Source organism: Microtetraspora sp. AC03309 (assembly GCF_020826795.1).
Lineage (GTDB): Bacteria > Actinomycetota > Actinomycetes > Streptosporangiales > Streptosporangiaceae > Microtetraspora > Microtetraspora glauca.
The window spans coordinates 35,674-53,091 of the sequence record NZ_JADDIL010000067.1 but is presented as its reverse complement, the minus strand read 5'-3'; the positions used below and the strand labels follow the sequence as shown (position 1 = coordinate 53,091).

The following is a 17,418-nucleotide window of genomic DNA, read 5'->3' as shown; positions in this document are numbered from 1 at the left end:
ACCGCCCGGCGTATGACACGCTCATGAGCGAGCAGCTCGAGCAGGCCACCGCCGACAAGGGCAAGGGCCAGCTCGCCGACCTGCTCCTCGGTGGCGACACCTGGCGGATCAACTGATCAGAGAGTCCACCGAGCTCACCAAGCTCCAGCACGACCCTCCTGACCACACCGGCCGTCGAGCCGCCCAAGAAGATCCTTGAGCTCACGGCACCCAGCTGAACAACAGACAGATCGAACGCCTGGTGACACGCCCTATCGGCGTGTTCCCACTACGACCGCCGTACGGAGTGATGTTGTGGCCTCGGCCTGCCCGGCACCGTCTCACCGACGCCGCCCCTCGGCCTTGTGCGCGAGCTGTCGGCTCGGCTGGGCCACGACCTCGCCGCCTTACGCCCTGGCGACCATTCACGGCGCCGCCGTTCCGGCATGGTGGACCGGCCGGTCACGCCGGTCACCACTCGTCGAGCGAGCCGAGAAGCATCCACCCGGCGATCCCGGTGAAGAAGACGCCGAACACGATCTCCATGACGAGACCGACCCCGGTGTCCAGGCCGTAGGCCAAGGCATCCGTCGTCACGCTCACCGGCACGATACTCATGAACATCCAGGCGAAGGTGCGGAAGGCGAGCATGAAGACCCCGTCCCACCAGCCGAACAGCAGCCCCCACAGCAGGACCCCGAGCCCGAAGAAGGCCAGGGACAGCGAGTAGCCGAGCGTCCTGCCGGACTCCGGCAGGAACCACTGTGTTTCACCCATCACCGCCACGCCGACGACCTCCCCGCGCCAGAGCCGCAGTGTGGCCGGTTGTCCCTCCCGGGCCTTGCTGTAGAAGCTCGACGACACGTCGCGGGTCTGCCGGGAACCGTTGGCCCGCCGCCAGGTGACCTCGTAGTGGGTGGTCGTGGTCGTGGTCGTGGTGCCATTGGCGTCGGTGTTCGTCGACGTCGTGGTGTAGGTACGCCGCCCGACAATGGAGCCCGGCTCGTTACCGATACAATCGCCGGCGCCCCGCTCGCACGCCACGGCCTCGCGAAACTCCCGGGTCCGCAGATACGGTTCGGCGGCGGCGGCGAGCGCCGCCACGAGCACACCCAGACCGACCGCGACCACGATCCAGCGCCCGAGGGAACGCTTGGGCAACGATACGCGGAGCGGCAGTCGACGGTACCGGCGGAGCCTCATGACCCATCCCCATGACGATCATCCATGCATGGTGTCCGTCTCTATGATGCTCGCCCGCGGTTCGTGGCGGCCCTTACTCCGATATCTGAGTTCGATCTGGCGCATCATGTCCGCCGTGACCCCGACGAGCGTTGTCGGTGGCGCAGTGCAGTATCGAGACACCGGCCGTTCGTACAGAACAGGAGATTGCCGTGTCGCCCACGAACCAGCAGGTGGTCACCTATGCGTTTCTCAGGGGCATGTACGAGGACGGGTACTTCCCGGATCACGTCGTTGACAAGGGGAAAGCGATCCTGCTGAGGCTGTGTGAGCGGATAGAGGCCGAGCGGCCGCCGGATCTGGCGGCGCTGTACGTGCTCACGGAGGCCGCGACAGAGGAGTTCAACACGTTGGAGGCGGATTTCGAGGCGGCCGGCAGTGGGATCGAGACCACTGCACGAGAGATGATCGCCGAGGATTTCTGGTTCGTGGCGTCGGCATACGGGTTCGCGGAGGCGGACGCGGAAGAGTTGGTCGCCGCCCGGGACTGGTGAAAAGCACGCACCACGCTGGACGTCGCCGTCGCGTGGGCCGGCAGGGCACGCCGCGACGCGGACTCGGCCGATCCCCAACTGGCCGATCACTCCGGAGGGAGCACCGGTTCGGCCGCCGTACCGCCGGGTGACTTCCGGCGGCGTCTTGATCCGGCGATTGGCGCTCGGGCCCCGGGTATGCGCCGCTGGTGGCTACCGCCGACCTGCGTCCGTCGCTCGCCGGCCGCGTCCAGACGCCTCCGCTGCTCACCTTCGGTCACGGCACCGCCTCCCGGACCCTGATCGCCGCCCTTCTTCACGGCGTGGACGCGGAGGCCGTCGTGGACGTCCGTACCGCGCCCGGGAGCCGGCGCGTCCCCCACGTGGGCAGGCACGAGCTCTCCGCCTGGCTGCCGGGGGAGGGGATCGGCTACCGGTGGGAGAGGCGGCTCGGCGGTTTCCGCACGCCGGCTCCGGACTCGCCCGACACGTTCTGGCGGAACGACTCCTTCCGGGGGTACGCCGGCTACAGCCGCGGACCGGAGTTCCACGCCGCCCTGAAGGAGCTCCTGGACCAGGCGGCGGCCACCCGTACCGCGATCATGTGCAGCGAGGCGGTCTGGTGGCGTTGCCATCGGCGGATCATCGCCGACTACGCCGTGCTGGTCCACCAGGTCCCCGTACTGCACCTGGCCCATGACGGGCGGCTCACCGAACACCCGCCCACCGCGGGCGCCCGCCTTCTCGACGACGGGCTCCTCGTCTACGACGCCGCCTGACCCAGATTTGCGCGGACATACCCCCCTGGGTATATTGACCGCGTGCGAATGGATGAGGCGAACGTCGGTGGCGCGGTGACTCGCCTGCGGCGTGCGCATGGCCGGCTCGCCGGTGTGCTCGCGATGAGTGCCGCCGAGTTGGAGAAGCCGTTCCTCGCCCTCGCGTGACCGGCTGTCCCCAGCCGTTTCGCTATGACCTTCATATACCCCCGGGGGTAACCGCCATGTTTGGAAACCGCATGAGCCCCGAAGTCGATCTCGCCCGCTTCGCCGAGGCGTACCGCGGCGGCGCGACGGTGGTCGATGTCCGCGAAATGGACGAGTTCGCCGCGGGCCATGTGCCGAACGCGCTGCCGATCCCGCTGGACCGTCTGCCGGGGCGGATCTCGGAGGTGCCGCGCGACGGCGCCGTCTATGTCATCTGCGCCTCGGGGAACCGGAGCCGCGCGGGCACCGCGATCCTGCGCCGCGCCGGGATCGAGGCGTACTCGGTGGCTGGCGGCACCAAGGGGTGGATGCACGCCGGAGGCCGGGTGGTCGCGGGTGCGGTCTGACCGTGGTTCGGCAGCCCTTCCCGCCCGCCCTTCTCGCTGATCGTTCCCGAATCCCGGACGGCGCTCGCCTGCCGTCGGCGGCCTTGCCGGCCGCTTTTTGTGACCTTGATACCCCCGGGGGTATTTTCCCCTGTGAAAGTGAGGTAACCGTGGAGATCCTGTCCTTCCGCACTCCCGGCCTCGGCGACCAGACCTACCTGCTCACGCACGAGGGCAAGGGGGTGCTCGTCGACCCCCAGCGCGACATCGACCGGTTCCTGCGAGCCGCCGCCGACCGCGACGTGGAGCTCCGCTTCGTGCTGGAGACCCACCTGCACAACGACTACGTCTCCGGCGGGGAGCAGGCCGCCCTTCGCACCGGCGCCGAGCTGGTTCTGCCCGCCGCCGCCGCGCCGGCCTACCGCCACACGCCGGCCTTCCACCTGGAGGAGATCAGCGGGGACGACGGGCTCGCCATCCGCCCGATCCACACGCCCGGCCACACGCCGGAGCACACCAGCTACCTCGTGCTGATCGACGGCGAGCCGACCGCGGTCTTCTCCGGCGGCAGCCTCCTGGTGGCCTCGGCCGGCCGCCCCGACCTGCTGGGAACGGCCCGGGCGCGCACCCTGGCCAGGCTCCAGTACGGCTCGCTGCGGCGGCTCGCGGCGCTGCCGCCGCAGGTCGAGCTCTTCCCGACGCACGGCGAAGGGTCGTTCTGCACCGCGAGCGGCGCGGGCCGCTACACCTCCACGATCGGTGACGAGATCGGCACGAACCCGCTGCTGGCCATCGACGATGCCGACCGGCTGGCCGACGAGCTGCTCGCCGCGCCCATGCCGATCCCGGCCTTCTACGCGTACATGGGCCCGGCCAACACGCTCGGGGTGCCGCCGATGCCCGCGATCGAGGTTCCCGAACTGGCGGTCGCCGACGTGCCCGACGACGCCCACGTGGTGGACATCCGCCCGAGGAAGGCGCAGGCGGAGGGCTTCCTGCCCGGCTCGGTCGGCATCGAGGAGGGCACCGACTTCGGGAGCTGGGCCGGGTGGCTGCTGCCGTACGGGTCGCCTCTGGTCCTGGTCGCGGAGCGCGGCCAGGATGTCGCCGAGGCGGTCACGCAGCTCGCCCGGATCGGGATCGACAGCGTGCGGGGCGTGGTGCGCGATCTCGGCCCGGCCGCGACCGCGCGGTTCGAGCTGGTGGATCTGACGGCCTTCGTCGCGCTGGTGGAGCGGCCGGACGCCCAGGTGCTGGACGTGCGGATGCCGAACGAGCGCGCCGCCGTACGTCTCGGGGGAGCCGTGGAGCGCTTCCTTCCCGAGCTGGTCGCCGAGGGCGTCCCCGCCGAGCTCGACAGGGACCGCCCGGTGCTCGTGGCGTGCGGCTCCGGCCGCCGCGCGGCGATCGCCGCGACCCTGCTCGCCCGCCAGGGCTACCGGGCCGTGGTGCTGAACCGCGCGGGCATCCCCGACGTCGTCGCCGCGAAGGCCGCCCGCCACGCGGCCTGACCGGCCGCGCCATGACCTCTCGCGGGTCCGCCGCGAGACGCTGAGGAAAGAGAAGATACCAATGAGCGTGGACCGCCCATCCCAGACCATCGACCCCGCCAGCGCGCGCGCTCTGATCGCGTCCAACCCGGACGTGCTCGTCGTCGACGTACGGACCGCGGCCGAGTTCGAGACCGCGCACATCCAGGGTGCGGTCAACCTGCCGCTTGACCAGGTGGACGCCCATCTGCGGCAGATCGTCGCGGACGCCGGCGGCGCGATGATGCTGATCTGCCAGTCGGGCGGCCGGGCCACCCAGGCGCAGAACAAGCTGTGCGAAGCCGGGTTGCCCGACACGGTCGTGCTCTCCGGCGGCATGAACGCCTGGATCGCCTCGGGAGCGCCCGTCGTGCGCGGCCGGCAGAAGTGGAGCCTGGAGCGTCAGGTCCGCCTTGTGGCCGGCGGCATCGTGCTCACGTCGATCGTGGCGGACCTGTGGCTGCCCGGTGCGCGTTTCGTGGGCGCCTTCGTCGGCGCGGGGCTGACCTTCGCCGCGCTGACCGACACCTGCGCGATGGGGATGCTGCTCTCCAGGCTGCCGTACAACCGCGGAAGAGTCGACGTCGACGAGGCCATGGCCTGCATCCGCAGGCCCGCGCGCTCCAGGGCCTGACCCCCGGCTCCGCCGTACGGCGGAGCGGACTGTCTCCTATATACCCCCCGGGGTATGAAGGGAAGGAATTCCATGCTCGCCCTGACCCTTGCCGGCGCCGTGGTGGTCGGCCTGACGCTCGGCCTGTTCGGCGGTGGAGGGTCGATCCTGACCGTGCCATTGCTCGTCTACCTCGCGGGCGTGCCGGCCAAGGCGGCGATCGCGATGTCCCTGTTCGTCGTGGCTGTGACCAGCGCGGTCAGCGCCGTCGGGCACGCCCGCGCCGGACGGATCCGGTGGAAGACCGGCCTGATCTTCGGCGTGGCCGGCATGGCGGGCGCGTACGGCGGTGGCCTGATCGGGCCGCACCTGCCGTCCGCCGTGCTGCTGGCCGCGTTCGCGCTGATGATGCTGGCCACCGCGGCCGCGATGATCCGCGGCCGCACGGTGCCCGAGCGGGCGTCGGCGCACACGGACCTGCCCATCGCGCACGTGCTGGCCGAGGGTGTCGTCGTCGGACTGGTCACCGGCCTGGTCGGCGCGGGCGGCGGCTTCCTCGTCGTCCCCGCGCTCGTGCTGCTCGGCGGAATGCCCATGAGCATGGCCGTCGGCACCTCGCTGGTCGTGATCGCGTTGAAGTCGCTCGCCGGGCTCGCCGGATACCTGCAGACCGTCCCCATCGACTGGACGACCGCTCTTCCCGTGACCGCGGCCGCTGTCGTCGGCGGGCTGGTGGGAGGGCGGCTCGCCGGGCGGATCCAGGCGGACCGCCTGCGCAAGGGCTTCGGCTGGTTCGTTCTCGTGATGGGCGGCTTCGTGCTCGTCCAGCAGGCGCCGCCGGCGCTGTTCCACACGATGTGGGGCGTCGCGGCGCTGCTCGCCGGCGGCGTGCCGGTCCTGGCGGTCGTCACGTACCTGCTCCTCAGGAAAGAGAAGGGGCGGGGGCGCCGGGCGGTGCGCGTCCCCGAGGCCAACCGTGGCTGACACCCGGCGGGCGGAGAGACCCCCCACGGCCAAAGAGAGAGGAAGGGCATGGTCACCGAACTGACCAAGGACAACTGGAGCACGACGGTCACCGCGGAGGGCATCGTGCTGGTGGACTTCTGGGCGGCCTGGTGCGGCCCGTGCCGCCGGTTCGCTCCGGTCTTCGAGGCGGCGGCCGCGCGCAATCCCGACATCGTCTTCGGCAAGGTCGACACGGAGGCGGAGCAGGAGTTGGCGACCTCGTTCCGTATCACCTCCATCCCGACCCTGATGGCGATCCGGGACGGTGTCGTCGTCGCCATCCAGCCCGGGGCGCTGCCTGAACCCGTGCTCGACGACCTCATCGCGCAGGTCCGGACGCTCGACATGGCGGAGATCCGCCGCCACGTGGCCGGGCAGCCCGCCCGGCGCTGACATGGCACGGAGACCGCCCCAGCCCCCCGGGCCGGCTCGCGCGACGGACGGCATGGGCGCCGTCCGTCCGCCGAGCCTGGGGCTGCGGGCCAACCTCGCCCAGTTCACCCTGCTCGTCGCCGTCAACGCGCTGGTCGGCGGGATGCTCGGCCAGGAGCGAACGGTGCTGCCGCTGCTCGCCGGGCAGACCTTCCACCTGAACGCCTACATCGGCGTGCTCACGTTCATCCTCGCCTTCGGCGCGGTCAAGGCGATCACGAACTTCCTCGCCGGAACCCTGTCCGACCGGTACGGCAGGAAGCCCGTGCTGGTCGCGGGGTGGCTGATCGGCCTGCCGGTGCCGCTGCTGCTCATCTGGGCGCCGAGCTGGGGCTGGGTGATCGCCGCCAACGTGTTGCTGGGGGTGAACCAGGGCCTGACCTGGTCCACCACCGTCGTCATGAAGATCGACCTGGTCGGTCCGGAGCGCCGCGGCCTGGCCATGGGACTCAACGAGGCAGCCGGGTACGTCGCGGTCGCGGTCACGGCGATGGCCACCGGCTATCTCGCCGGAGAGTACGGCCTGCGGCCGACGCCGTTCCTGCTGGGCGCCGCCTACGCCGCCCTGGGGCTCGGCCTGTCGACGCTCGCCGTACGGGAGACCCGGGGGCACGCCCACCACGAGGCGGGGACGGCGGTGAGCCCGCTGAGCACCCGCCGGATCCTGATGTTGACCAGCTTCAGGGAACCGGCGCTCTCCGCCGCCTCCCAGGCGGGCATGGTGAACAACCTGAACGACGGCCTGGCCTGGGGGTTGTTTCCGATCCTCTTCGCCGCTCACGGCGTCTCGACCGCCGGGATCGGACTGCTCGCCGCCCTCTATCCGGCCGTCTGGGGCTTCGGGCAACTGGCCACCGGCGCGCTGTCGGACCGGATCGGCCGCAAGTGGCTGATCGTCGGTGGGATGGCGACGCAGGCCGTCGCCCTCGCCGTGGTCGCCGTGGGCACGTCGCTTCCCGTGTGGGTGGCGGCCGTGATCCTGCTCGGCCTCGGCACGGCCATGGTCTACCCGACCCTGCTCGCCGCCGTCGGCGACGTCGCCCACCCCGCCTGGCGAGCCCGGGCGGTCGGGGTGTACCGGTTGTGGCGTGACGGCGGATTCGCCGTGGGTGCCCTGCTCGCCGGAGTCGTGGCGGACCTGTACGGGATTCCCGCCGCGGTCTGGACCGTCGCCGCGCTCACCGGACTGTCCGGGCTGGTCGTCGCGGTGCGCATGTACGAGACGCGCCCGGTGGCGGCCGGCCGCTCCGAGGAACCCCTGACTGACCAAGGGGCATCCCCGAAATAGGGACTGAAGTCCCGACCGAGTCAGATACCCCCCGGGGTATAGTGAAGCAACCCCATCGAACCGCAGGAGGACGGACATGTTCTTCACGCAGTACTACCTGGACTGCCTCTCGCAGGCCTCGTACATGATCGGTGACCGGGAGACCGGCCGGGCCGTAGTGGTGGACCCCAGGCGCGACGTGTCCGAGTACATCGCGGACGCGCAGGCGCGCGGGCTGAGGATCGAGGGCGTGATCAACACCCACTTCCACGCCGACTTCATCGCGGGCCACCTCGAGCTGGCCGCGCGCACGGGCGCCTGGATCGGCTACGGACATCGGGCCGAGGCCGAGTACCCCATCCGCACGCTCACCGACGGCGAGCGCATCGAGCTCGGCGACGTCGTCCTGGAGATCATGGAGACCCCCGGGCACACGCCGGAGTCGATCAGCATCCTGGTGTACGAGCACGCCTCCGACACGGTGCCCTACGGCGTGCTCACGGGAGACGCGCTGTTCATCGGCGACGTGGGGCGGCCGGATCTGCTCGCCTCGCTCGGCATGACGGCCGACCAGCTCGGCCGGATGCTGTACGACAGCGTCCAGCACAAGCTGATGGGGCTGCCGGACGCGGTGCGGGTGTTCCCGGCGCACGGCGCGGGCTCGGCCTGCGGCAAGAACCTCTCGACGGAGCGGCAGTCGACCATCGGCATGCAACGGCTGACCAACTACGCGTGCGCGCCGATGAGCGAGGACGAGTTCCTGGCCATCGTCACGGAGGGCCAGCCGCCCGCGCCCGGCTACTTCGTCTACGACGCCGTGCTGAACCGGAAGAACCACGAACTGCTCGACGTGGCCGCGCACGTCCGGCCGCTGTCGCAGGAGGACTTCCTGGCCTCGCGGGCGGCGGGCGCCGTTGTCGTCGACGCCCGTGACTCCCAGGACTTCGCCCTCGCCCACCTGCGCGGCTCGATCGGCGTCCCGGCCGACGGACGGTTCGCCGAACGGGTCGGCATGGTGGTCAAGCCGGGCAGCGAGATCGTCGTCATCGCCCCGCAGGATCGTGAGGAGGAGGTGGTGACCCGCCTGGGGAGGATCGGCTTCGACACGGTCACCGGATATCTGCGCGAGCCCGAGGCCGCCTTCCTCGCCGTGCCCGGCGAGGTGGCGCACTCCACGCGGGTCACCGCGCGCGAGCTGCGCGAGGCGCTCGCCGGGGCGGAGCCGCCGCTGCTCGTCGACGTGCGCAACGAGGGCGAGGTCGCGGGCGGCGCCATCGAGGGATCGGTGAACATCCCGCTCGCGCAGCTCGCCGGGCGGCTCTCCGAGGTGCCGGCCGACCGTCCCGTCGTCGTCTACTGCGCGGGCGGCGCCCGCTCGGCCATCGCGGCCGGCCTGCTGGAGCACGAGGGGCGAGAGCGGGTGGCCGACCTGATCGGCGGCTACGACGCCTGGCAGCGCGCCTTCGCGACCGCCGGGGCATAGGTCACCACCCGCCCCACCAGTTCGTCGAGGCCGTCGGAGAACGTGAACGTGCTCTGCACCCTGCCGACCAGGCCCGCGGAGGTCAGCGTGACGGTGTAGGTGAGCCTCGTGTCCGGATTCCAGCCGATGTCGCGGTTGAAGCCGATGACCCGAGAGTGACGGCTAGCGCTTCAGCCGCAGCGTGACCAGTTCGAACGGGCGGAGTGTCAGGGGCACCGTGTCGCCGTGCCGCCGCGGCTCCGCGATGGGCCGCTCCAGCAGGTCCGTCGCCACCACGCCGGTGATCGGGAAGCCCGCGGTCAGGGTGGCCCGGGCCCGGCCGCCGTGCGCCTCGTGGAACCGTACGATCACGTCGCCGCTGCCGTCGTCGGCGAGTTTGACGGCGGTCACGACGACCGCGTCGTCGTCGATCGTCACCAGCGGGGCGACCTCGGCGTCGCCGCGCATCCGCCGCGCGGGCAGATTGATGACGTAGCCCTCGCGGACCGCGTCGCCGATCGTCGCGCCCGGCACGAGCGCGTGCCGGAACCGGTGCACGCCCTGGTCGGTCTCGGGGTCGGGGAAGCGGGGCGCGCGGAGCAGGGAGGCTCGCAGCGTGGTGGTCGTCCCGCCGTCCGACGCGCGGACCGCGCGGGTCACGTCGTGGCCGTAGGTGGAGTCGTTGACCAGTGCCACGCCCCAGCCGGGCTCCTCCAGGTGCACGAAGCGGTGGTTGCACGCCTCGAACTTGGCGGTCTCCCAGCTCGTGTTGGTGTGCGTCGCCCGGTAGACGTGGCCGTACTGGGTCTCCGAGGCGTACCGCTCGGCACGCAGGTCCAGGGGGAAGGCCAGTTTGAGGAACCTCTCGCTCTCGTGCCAGTCGACCTCGGTCAGGATGTCGAGCCGCTTGGCGCCGGGCGAGAGGCTGAGCAGCTGGGTCACCGTCGAGCGGCCGAACGAGCGGGTCACGCGGACCGAGCCCGGCTGCTCCCCGGGCACCACCTCGTCGGCGTCCACCAGGTCGGTGACCGTGTTGCGGTAGAACTCGTCCACGTCCCAGGCGTCCCACATGTTGGGGAAGTCGGGGTGGATCTGCAGCAGGTTGGCCGCCCGGCCGGGTGCGACGGCCTCCCGCTCGGCGGCGAGGTCGTACGCCGACACGACCAGGCCGCGCCCGTCGATCTCCACGCGGAGCAGGCCGTTGTCGAGGAGGTGGCCGCCTCCGTCACGCGGGCGGACGCCGGTGCCGCCGCCGGCGGCGAGAGGCGCGGAGGCACCCCCGGCCGCGACGCCCTCGCGGGTGTGCGGCGCGGAGTTGAAGAGGAGCGGCAGGTCTCCGCCCGGGTCACCGGCGAGGGCACGCTGCGCCGCGTCGATGATGCCGCCGAGTTCGTCGGCCACGACAGCGTAGGTCCTCTCGGCCTCGCGGTGCACCCAGGCGATGGACGAGCCGGGCAGGATGTCGTGGAACTGGTGGAGCAGCACGGTCTTCCAGAGCCGGTCAAGCTGCTCGTACGGGTACGGGTGTCCGGTCCGTACGGCGGCGGTCGCGGCCCACAGCTCGGCTTCGCGGAGCAGGGACTCGCTGCGCCGGTTGCCCTGCTTGGTCCTGGCCTGGCTGGTGAGCGTGGCGCGGTGGAGTTCGAGGTAGAGCTCGCCGACCCAGACGGGCGGATCGGAGTATTCGGCTTCGGCCTTGGTGAAGAACGCGGCGGGCGTCTCCCAGGTGACGGTGGCCGAGCCCTCCAGGTCGCGCATCCGGGCCGCCTTGGCCACCATCTCACGGGTGGTGCCGCCGCCCCCGTCGCCCCAGCCGGTGGGGGCGAGGGAGTGCCGGGCGACGCCCTTGTCCTTGAAGTTGCGCGCCGCGTGGGCGATCTCGCTGCCCTTCATCGAGCAGTTGTAGGTGTCGACGGGCGGGAAGTGCGTGAAGATCCGGGTGCCGTCGATGCCCTCCCAGAGGAAGGTGTGGTGCGGGAACGTGTTGGTCCGACTCCACGAGATCTTCTGGGTGAGCAGCCACCTCGACCCCGCGGCCTTGATGACCTGGGGGAGACCGGCGGCGAAGCCGAACGTGTCGGGCAGCCACACCTCGTCGTTCTCGATGCCGAACTCGTCCAGGAAGAACCGTTTGCCGTGGACGAACTGCCGGGCCATCGCCTCCGAGCCCGGCATGTTGGTGTCGGACTCCACCCACATGCCACCGGCCGGGACGAACCGTCCGGCGGACACCGCCCTGGTCACCCGGGACCACACCTCGGGCCGGTGCTCCTTCACCCAGGCCCACTGCTGCGCCTGCGACATGGCGAAGACGAAGTCCGGCTCGTCGTCGAGCAGCGCGGTCATGTTGGACGTGGTGCGGGCGACCTTGCGCACGGTCTCGCGGAGCGGCCAGAGCCAGGCCGAGTCGATGTGCGCGTGGCCGACGGCGCTGATCCGGTGCGCGGACGGCTCGGCGGGCGTGGCCAGGACTCCGGCGAGCCGCTCGCGGGCGGCGGACGCGGTGCCGTTCACGTCCTGCGGGTCGACCGCGTCGAGCGCCCGGTCGACGGCGCGCAGGATGTCCCAGCGGCGGGCGCCCTCGACCGGCAGTTCCCGCATGAGCTCGCCCAGCACCTCCAGGTCCATCACGAGCCGCCACACCGTCTCGTCGAAGACGGCCAGGTCCATCCGGGCCAGGCGGTACTGCGGCTCCGTCCCCGCGGTCTCCTTGTCGCCGAGTTTCGTCGGCTGGAAGGGGTGGTAGCCGAGGATGACAGGGTTGGAGGCGGCCTCGATGTGCAGCCGCACCTCCTCGCCGCCCTCCACCGGCGCCGCGACGCGTACCCACTGGTTGCGCGGGTTGAGCCCCTTCACCGGGGTGCCGTCGGGGCGGTAGACGAGCCCCTCGCACTGGAAGCCGGGCATGTTCTCGTCGAAGCCGAGGTCGAGGATCGCCTCGACGGTGCGTCCCGCCCACGCGGCGGGCACCGTGCCGGTGACGGTGAACCAGCTGGTGCCCCATGGCGCGCCCCAGCCGTCCCCGACCGCTATCGGCTCCGGGACGGCCGACAGGCCCTCGGCGACCGGCACCGGCTCGCCGGGCGCGTGCCAGACGGCCACGTCGAGCGGCACGGACTCGGGGTACACGGCCGGACGGATGCGCTCGTCGAGCACGCGCTTGAGCCGGGCTTCGACCAGATTGCGGTCGTCATGCATCAGGACTCCTCGAACATCTGAACGATCAACCCTTGATCGCGCCCTCTTCCACGTGGCGGGGAACGCCGTGGGCGCGACCCTCGCCGGGTATGCCCTCACGGTGACGTACTGGGACACGATCGTCACCTCTCCAGGCGGTACGAGTGTGGACGGGAACGGCCCGAGGAGCAGTTTCGCGCCCCGAACCGCAGCTTGGCCCGGCCAACCGCCCGCAGGGTCTGGTGACGCCGCTGCTGAGGGACGCGGACCGGATGACCGTGGTCCGCCGCGCGGGTCGTATCGTGAGCTGACAAGTGCCGGAGGTGAAACATGGCGGAAGCCGTCGACGCAGCGCGTACGGTCATCCTGACCGTGGACGACGACCCGGCGGTGTCCCGCGCCGTCGCCCGTGACCTGCGCCGACGCTATGGCGACCGGTACCGCGTGGTCCGTGCCGAGTCCGGCGAGTCGGCGCTGGAGGCTCTGCGCGAGCTGAAATTGCGGGGCAGCCACGTCGCGGTGCTCCTGGCCGACTACCGCATGCCGCGGATGAACGGCGTCGAGTTCCTGGAGCAGGCCCTCGACCTGTTCCCCGGCGCCCGGCGCGTGCTGCTCACCGCCTATGCCGACACCGGCGCCGCGATCGACGCCATCAACGTCGTCGACCTCGACCACTACCTGCTCAAGCCGTGGGCCCCGCCGGAGGAGAAGCTCTATCCGGTGGTGGACGACCTGCTGGAGTCCTGGCGGGTCACCGACGGCAAGGAGACGCCCACCACCAAAGTGGTCGGTCACCGTTGGTCGGCACGCTCCTCGCAGATCCGGGAGTTCCTGGCCCGCAACCAGGTTCCCTACCGCTGGTACTCCTCCGACGAACCGGAAGGCCGGCGCCTGCTCCACGCCGCGGGCCAGGACGGGCTTCGGCTGCCGCTGGTGGTCACCCCGGACGGCACCGCGCTCGTGGAGCCCGAGGAGCGTGAACTGGCGGGCCGGGTGGGGCTGTCGACGACCCCGGCGGCCGACTTCTACGACCTTGTCGTCGTCGGTGGCGGACCGGCCGGCCTGGGCTCGGCGGTGTATGGGGCATCCGAAGGGCTGCGGACGGTCCTGGTCGAGCGTGAGGCGACCGGCGGCCAGGCAGGTCAGAGCTCGCGCATCGAGAACTACCTCGGTTTCCCGGACGGCGTCTCCGGGGCACAGCTCACCGATCGGGCGCGGCGTCAGGCGGCGAAGTTCGGGGCCGAGTTGCTGACGGCGCGCCAGGTCACCGCGCTGGAGGTGCGGGGCGCGGCACGCACACTCCGGTTCTCGGACGGTTCCGAGGTCTCCGCGCACTGCGTGATCCTGGCGACGGGCGTGTCGTACCGGCAGTTGGACGTTCCGGGCGTCACCGAGTTGACCGGGTGCGGGGTGTACTACGGATCAGCGCTGACCGAGGCTCCCGCGTGCCAGGGGCAGGACGTGTACATCGTCGGCGGGGCGAACTCGGCCGGCCAGGCCGCGATGTTCCTTGCCCGGGGTGCCAAGTCCGTCACCCTGGTGGTGCGCGGGTCATCGCTGGCCGCCTCGATGTCGCACTATCTACTCCAGCGGGTCACGGAGTCCCCGGTGATCTCGGTGCGCACCGACACCGTCGTGGAGGCCGTCCACGGTACGGACCATCTGGAGAAGCTGACGCTGCGCAACACGGTGAGCGGAGAGACCGAGACCGTGGAGACCCAGTGGATGTTCGTGTTCATCGGGGCCGCGCCGTTGACCGACTGGCTGCACGGCACGGTGCTCAGGGACGGGCACGGGTTCGTCCTGACCGGCCCCGACCTGTCGCCGGACGGGCGCCCGCCCGCCGGATGGGCGCTGGATCGGCCGCCCTACCACCTGGAGACCAGCGTGCCGGGCGTGTTCGCGGCGGGCGACGTGCGGGCCGAGTCCGCCAAACGGGTCGCCTCCGCGGTCGGCGAGGGGGCCATGGCCGTCATGCTCGTGCACCGCTATCTGGAGCAGTCATGACCCGACCCGGTACGCGGTGCGACGAGGAAGAACTGCGCTCCCTGTTCCTTTTCGAAAAGCTCTCTGACGACCAGCTCGCCCGGCTGTGCCGGGACGGCCGGGCGGAGTGGCTCGACCCGGGCACGGTCTACCGGGAGGGCGACCCGGCCGCGTACCTGTACGTCCTCTTCGAGGGCACGGTGGTGCTCTCACGCCGCGTCGGCGGCGAAGACGTGGACGTCAACCGCACCTCCACGCGCGGCGTGTACGCCGGGGCCTTCCAGGCGTACCTGGGCGACCAGGTACCGCAGGTCTACAACAACTCGATGCGGGTCACCGTGCCCTCCCGGTTCTTCGTCCTGCCCGCGGAGACCTTCGCGGAGATCATGCGCGACTGGTTCCCCATGGCCGTCCATCTGCTGGAGGGGCTGTTCTTCGGGACCAAGAACACGCAGCAGGCGATCGGCCAGCGCGAGCGCCTGCTGGCCCTCGGGTCGCTGACGGCCGGGCTCACGCACGAGCTCAACAACCCGGCCGCCGCCGCGGTGCGGGCCACCGCCGAACTCCGGGAGCGGGTGGCCGGAATGCGCCACGGGCTCGGCGACATGGCGGCCGACCCGATCCGGCGGGACAGTGTCGACGCGCTGGCCAGGATTCAGGAGGACACCGCCGAACTCGCCGCACGGGCCCCCGCTCTCGGCCCGCTGGAGGCTTCGGACCGGGAGGACGTCCTGACAGAGTGGCTGGACGAACACGGCGTCGCCGACGGATGGCAGCTCGCGCCGACGTTCGTTCAGGCCGGTTTCGATACGTCCTGGCTGGACCGGATCGCCGCGGCCGTTCCCCCGGACGTGCTCGGCGCGGCCATGCGCTGGCTGAACTGCACCGTCGAGACCGAACTCCTCCTCAACGAGATCGAGGACTCGACCACCCGGATCTCCGCCCTGGTCGACGCGGCGAAGCACTATACGCAGCTCGACCGGGCGCCATACCGGCACACCGACGTACATGACCTGCTCGACAGCACGCTGGTCATGCTCTCGCAGAAGATCGGGGCGGGCGTCAGTGTCGTCAAGGACTACGACCGCACGCTGCCCGAGGTCGCGGCGTGCCCCGGCGAGCTCAACCAGGTGTGGACCAACCTCGTCGACAACGCGCTCTCCGCCATGGGCGGCACGGGCGCCGACGGCACACTGTCCGTGCGCACCGCATGGGACGGCGACCGCCTGCTGGTCGAGATCGGCGACACCGGCTCCGGCGTGCCTCCCGAGATCCGTGACCGCATCTTCGACCCTTTCTTCACGACCAAACCCGTCGGCGAGGGCACCGGGCTGGGCCTGGACATCTCGTGGCGCATCGTCGTCGGCCGGCACGGCGGTGACCTGCGGGTCGAGTCCGTGCCCGGCGACACCCGTTTCCAGGTCCGCCTCCCGCTGTCCCCCTCCGACCCGGACACCCCAGAGGAGTCGCGATGAGCTCTGAGCAAGCGATCGACCCCGCCGTTCCGCCGAGCGGCACCGGCTGCGTCGAGTGTGACGGGGCCGGCGGCTGGTGGGTGCACCTGCGGCGTTGCGCCCTCTGCGGCCACATCGGCTGCTGCGACGACTCGCCGTCCAAGCACGCCACGGCGCACGCCGAAGAGACGGGACACCCGCTGATCCGCAGTTTCGAACCGGGCGAGGAGTGGTTCTGGGACTACACCACCTCGAAGTTCTACAAGTCCGGGCCCGCGTTGGCGCCGCCGGAGAGCCGCCCCGTCGACCAGCCCGTCCCCGGGCCCGCCGGGCGGGTACCCGTCGACTGGGCCGAACGCCTGGGTGGCGGGTGACCGTCGTTTCGCGCCCGGCCCGCGGAGCCCGCCGCCGATCCCGATCAGCCTGAACGGCAGCCCGGTCCGCTCGTCGCCCAACGGGCACGCTGCAGGCCGCGACCCTGGACCGCATGTCGGGTGGCCGTCCGCACGGGACGCGGAGAGCTCCGTCCCGGTCTCCAACTTCGAGACGCTGCCCGGCTGGACCGACCAATGGCCCAACGGATACTCCAAGCACGGGACGGTCATGCCTCTCTCGCACCTGTTCCCGGACCTCGTCGCTGGGTATTCGAAAGTATTTCCGACCTTTGATGCTCGTATCCATGCGATGTTTCGTCCGGGAGTCTCCTTCGCGCCCGGGACGGTGACAGCGGACCCGCCCGAGCAAAATGAGGCCGACGTCCTGAATGGCGTGCAGAAATATCATGCGTACGGCCATAATGGAAGCATGCAGCCGGTGAACCGCCTGCAGGAGCAAACGACCAGCAGCTACGGTCACGTCTATCCTGTCGATACGGCCATCACGAATCGCGGGGACTTCGCCACGCTGGACAATCCGTTCCACTACACCCCGGATCCCGCCGGGGACCATTTCAGTGATCAGAAGGCGGCCGGATTGCATTTCCTGCTCTTCGCTCCGACCACCGAGACCTTCAACCGCGTGCGGCTTGCCATGGGCGGCGAGTTTCCCGATGTTAGGCGTGCCCCTTTCTCGTCGCGCTCCTCGGGCGCCGGCTTGAATTCTGTCGTGCACACGACGCACCGGCGGAATTTCCTGATTCCGCCGCGCTCCCACCGTTCCTTTCCGCTCACCGAGTTCCTCGCCTGACCAGACGATCTCCGAACCGGGACGTCGTCCACGCGGTAGATCAAGATGTTTTGCACGTGCCCAAGCGGGCCCGCAGGCGAAGTCATGGGCGCCGCTGATGACCAGGGTCGGTGCGGTGATGCCGCCCACCATGTCGCGAACGTCGAAATGCGGCTCGGCGGCACGCATGGGATCGATCCAGGCGCGTGTCCGCTCGCCTGCGCGGGCGGCGGCCACGCGCCGAGATCGATCACACGGTGACCCGGATGCCGGAAGGCTGTGCTGTGCGTTACCTCGAATCACTACAAAATGGATGATTCGGA

General features: G+C 70.7%; 16 protein-coding genes. 14 read left to right on the top strand and 2 right to left on the bottom strand.

All coding sequences use genetic code 11. From position 1 onward, the window contains the following. Positions 1-450: 450 nt before the first annotated feature. Positions 451-1,182, bottom strand: coding sequence for a hypothetical protein (locus IMZ11_RS31850; RefSeq protein ID WP_228646122.1), 732 nt, complete (start codon positions 1,180-1,182; stop codon positions 451-453). 191 nt (positions 1,183-1,373) lie between these two features. Here IMZ11_RS31850 and IMZ11_RS31845 point away from each other — a divergent pair, with 191 nt between their 5' ends. From IMZ11_RS31845 to IMZ11_RS31805, 10 genes are all read left to right on the top strand, one after another. Next, positions 1,374-1,715 carry a DUF5713 family protein gene (locus IMZ11_RS31845; protein WP_228646121.1) on the top strand — a complete coding sequence of 114 codons (342 nt, stop codon included), beginning with the start codon at positions 1,374-1,376 and terminating at the stop codon, positions 1,713-1,715. A 188-nt stretch (positions 1,716-1,903) separates the two neighbouring features. Beyond that, on the top strand, positions 1,904-2,473 hold the full coding sequence (locus IMZ11_RS31840) for a DUF488 family protein (protein WP_228646120.1): 570 nt from the start codon (positions 1,904-1,906) through the stop codon (positions 2,471-2,473). Between the two features lie 42 nt (positions 2,474-2,515). Next, entirely contained in the window at positions 2,516-2,641 is a 126-nt protein-coding gene (locus IMZ11_RS45635) for a hypothetical protein (RefSeq protein WP_255707393.1), read from the top strand. A gap of 71 nt (positions 2,642-2,712) precedes the next feature. After that, a complete protein-coding gene (locus tag IMZ11_RS31835) occupies positions 2,713-3,027 on the top strand; it encodes a rhodanese-like domain-containing protein (protein WP_228646119.1) in 315 nt (104 codons plus the stop codon). Between the two features lie 149 nt (positions 3,028-3,176). Beyond that, positions 3,177-4,517, top strand: a complete 1,341-nt coding sequence (locus IMZ11_RS31830; protein WP_228646118.1) for a rhodanese-like domain-containing protein — start codon at positions 3,177-3,179, stop codon at positions 4,515-4,517. A 61-nt stretch (positions 4,518-4,578) separates the two neighbouring features. After that, positions 4,579-5,169, top strand: a complete 591-nt coding sequence (locus IMZ11_RS31825; RefSeq protein ID WP_228646117.1) for a rhodanese-like domain-containing protein — start codon at positions 4,579-4,581, stop codon at positions 5,167-5,169. Positions 5,170-5,223: 54 nt separating this feature from the next. Further along, on the top strand, positions 5,224-6,132 hold the full coding sequence (locus tag IMZ11_RS31820; RefSeq protein WP_374463046.1) for a sulfite exporter TauE/SafE family protein: 909 nt from the start codon (positions 5,224-5,226) through the stop codon (positions 6,130-6,132). A gap of 48 nt (positions 6,133-6,180) precedes the next feature. After that, a complete protein-coding gene (gene trxA, locus IMZ11_RS31815) occupies positions 6,181-6,546 on the top strand; it encodes a thioredoxin (RefSeq protein WP_228646116.1) in 366 nt (121 codons plus the stop codon). 52 nt (positions 6,547-6,598) lie between these two features. After that, on the top strand, positions 6,599-7,873 hold the full coding sequence (locus IMZ11_RS31810) for an MFS transporter (RefSeq protein ID WP_228646115.1): 1,275 nt from the start codon (positions 6,599-6,601) through the stop codon (positions 7,871-7,873). 76 nt (positions 7,874-7,949) lie between these two features. Next, a complete protein-coding gene (locus IMZ11_RS31805) occupies positions 7,950-9,335 on the top strand; it encodes a rhodanese-like domain-containing protein (protein ID WP_228646114.1) in 1,386 nt (461 codons plus the stop codon). Positions 9,336-9,497: 162 nt separating this feature from the next. Here the strand turns inward: IMZ11_RS31805 and IMZ11_RS31800 are convergent, their stop codons facing one another. Next, positions 9,498-12,512, bottom strand: coding sequence for a glycoside hydrolase family 38 C-terminal domain-containing protein (locus tag IMZ11_RS31800; RefSeq protein ID WP_228646113.1), 3,015 nt, complete (start codon positions 12,510-12,512; stop codon positions 9,498-9,500). 309 nt (positions 12,513-12,821) lie between these two features. Here IMZ11_RS31800 and IMZ11_RS31795 point away from each other — a divergent pair, with 309 nt between their 5' ends. The 4 genes from IMZ11_RS31795 to IMZ11_RS31780 are packed head-to-tail and all read left to right on the top strand — an operon-like array spanning position 12,822 to position 17,116. Continuing rightward, positions 12,822-14,498: an FAD-dependent oxidoreductase gene (locus tag IMZ11_RS31795; RefSeq protein ID WP_228646112.1), complete on the top strand. Its 1,677-nt coding sequence runs from the start codon at positions 12,822-12,824 to the stop codon at positions 14,496-14,498. Beyond that, a complete protein-coding gene (locus IMZ11_RS31790) occupies positions 14,495-15,952 on the top strand; it encodes an ATP-binding protein (protein ID WP_228646111.1) in 1,458 nt (485 codons plus the stop codon). The genes IMZ11_RS31795 and IMZ11_RS31790 overlap by 4 nt, the downstream gene beginning before the upstream one ends. Next, complete coding sequence (locus IMZ11_RS31785; protein ID WP_228646110.1) at positions 15,949-16,305, top strand: UBP-type zinc finger domain-containing protein; 357 nt, start codon at positions 15,949-15,951, stop codon at positions 16,303-16,305. The genes IMZ11_RS31790 and IMZ11_RS31785 overlap by 4 nt, the downstream gene beginning before the upstream one ends. Next, the gene (locus tag IMZ11_RS31780; RefSeq protein WP_228646109.1) at positions 16,295-17,116 is read left to right on the top strand and encodes a hypothetical protein; all 822 of its coding nucleotides are present in this window, start codon (positions 16,295-16,297) and stop codon (positions 17,114-17,116) included. Before IMZ11_RS31785 ends, IMZ11_RS31780 begins: the two co-directional genes overlap by 11 nt. The last annotated feature ends 302 nt before the right edge of the window (positions 17,117-17,418 follow it).

Excerpts from the sequence above, each read along its gene's own strand:
- IMZ11_RS31850 (WP_228646122.1), bottom strand. The coding sequence starts at position 1,182 with ATGAGGCTCCGCCGGTACCGTCGACTGCCGCTCCGCGTATCGTTGCCC.
- IMZ11_RS31835 (WP_228646119.1), top strand. The coding sequence starts at position 2,713 with ATGAGCCCCGAAGTCGATCTCGCCCGCTTCGCCGAGGCGTACCGCGGC.
- IMZ11_RS31825 (WP_228646117.1), top strand. The coding sequence starts at position 4,579 with ATGAGCGTGGACCGCCCATCCCAGACCATCGACCCCGCCAGCGCGCGC.
- IMZ11_RS31820 (WP_374463046.1), top strand. The coding sequence starts at position 5,224 with ATGAAGGGAAGGAATTCCATGCTCGCCCTGACCCTTGCCGGCGCCGTG.
- trxA (WP_228646116.1), top strand. The coding sequence starts at position 6,181 with ATGGTCACCGAACTGACCAAGGACAACTGGAGCACGACGGTCACCGCG.
- IMZ11_RS31810 (WP_228646115.1), top strand. The coding sequence starts at position 6,599 with ATGGGCGCCGTCCGTCCGCCGAGCCTGGGGCTGCGGGCCAACCTCGCC.
- IMZ11_RS31805 (WP_228646114.1), top strand. The coding sequence starts at position 7,950 with ATGTTCTTCACGCAGTACTACCTGGACTGCCTCTCGCAGGCCTCGTAC.
- IMZ11_RS31800 (WP_228646113.1), bottom strand. The coding sequence starts at position 12,512 with ATGCATGACGACCGCAATCTGGTCGAAGCCCGGCTCAAGCGCGTGCTC.
- IMZ11_RS31795 (WP_228646112.1), top strand. The coding sequence starts at position 12,822 with ATGGCGGAAGCCGTCGACGCAGCGCGTACGGTCATCCTGACCGTGGAC.
- IMZ11_RS31790 (WP_228646111.1), top strand. The coding sequence starts at position 14,495 with ATGACCCGACCCGGTACGCGGTGCGACGAGGAAGAACTGCGCTCCCTG.
- IMZ11_RS31785 (WP_228646110.1), top strand. The coding sequence starts at position 15,949 with ATGAGCTCTGAGCAAGCGATCGACCCCGCCGTTCCGCCGAGCGGCACC.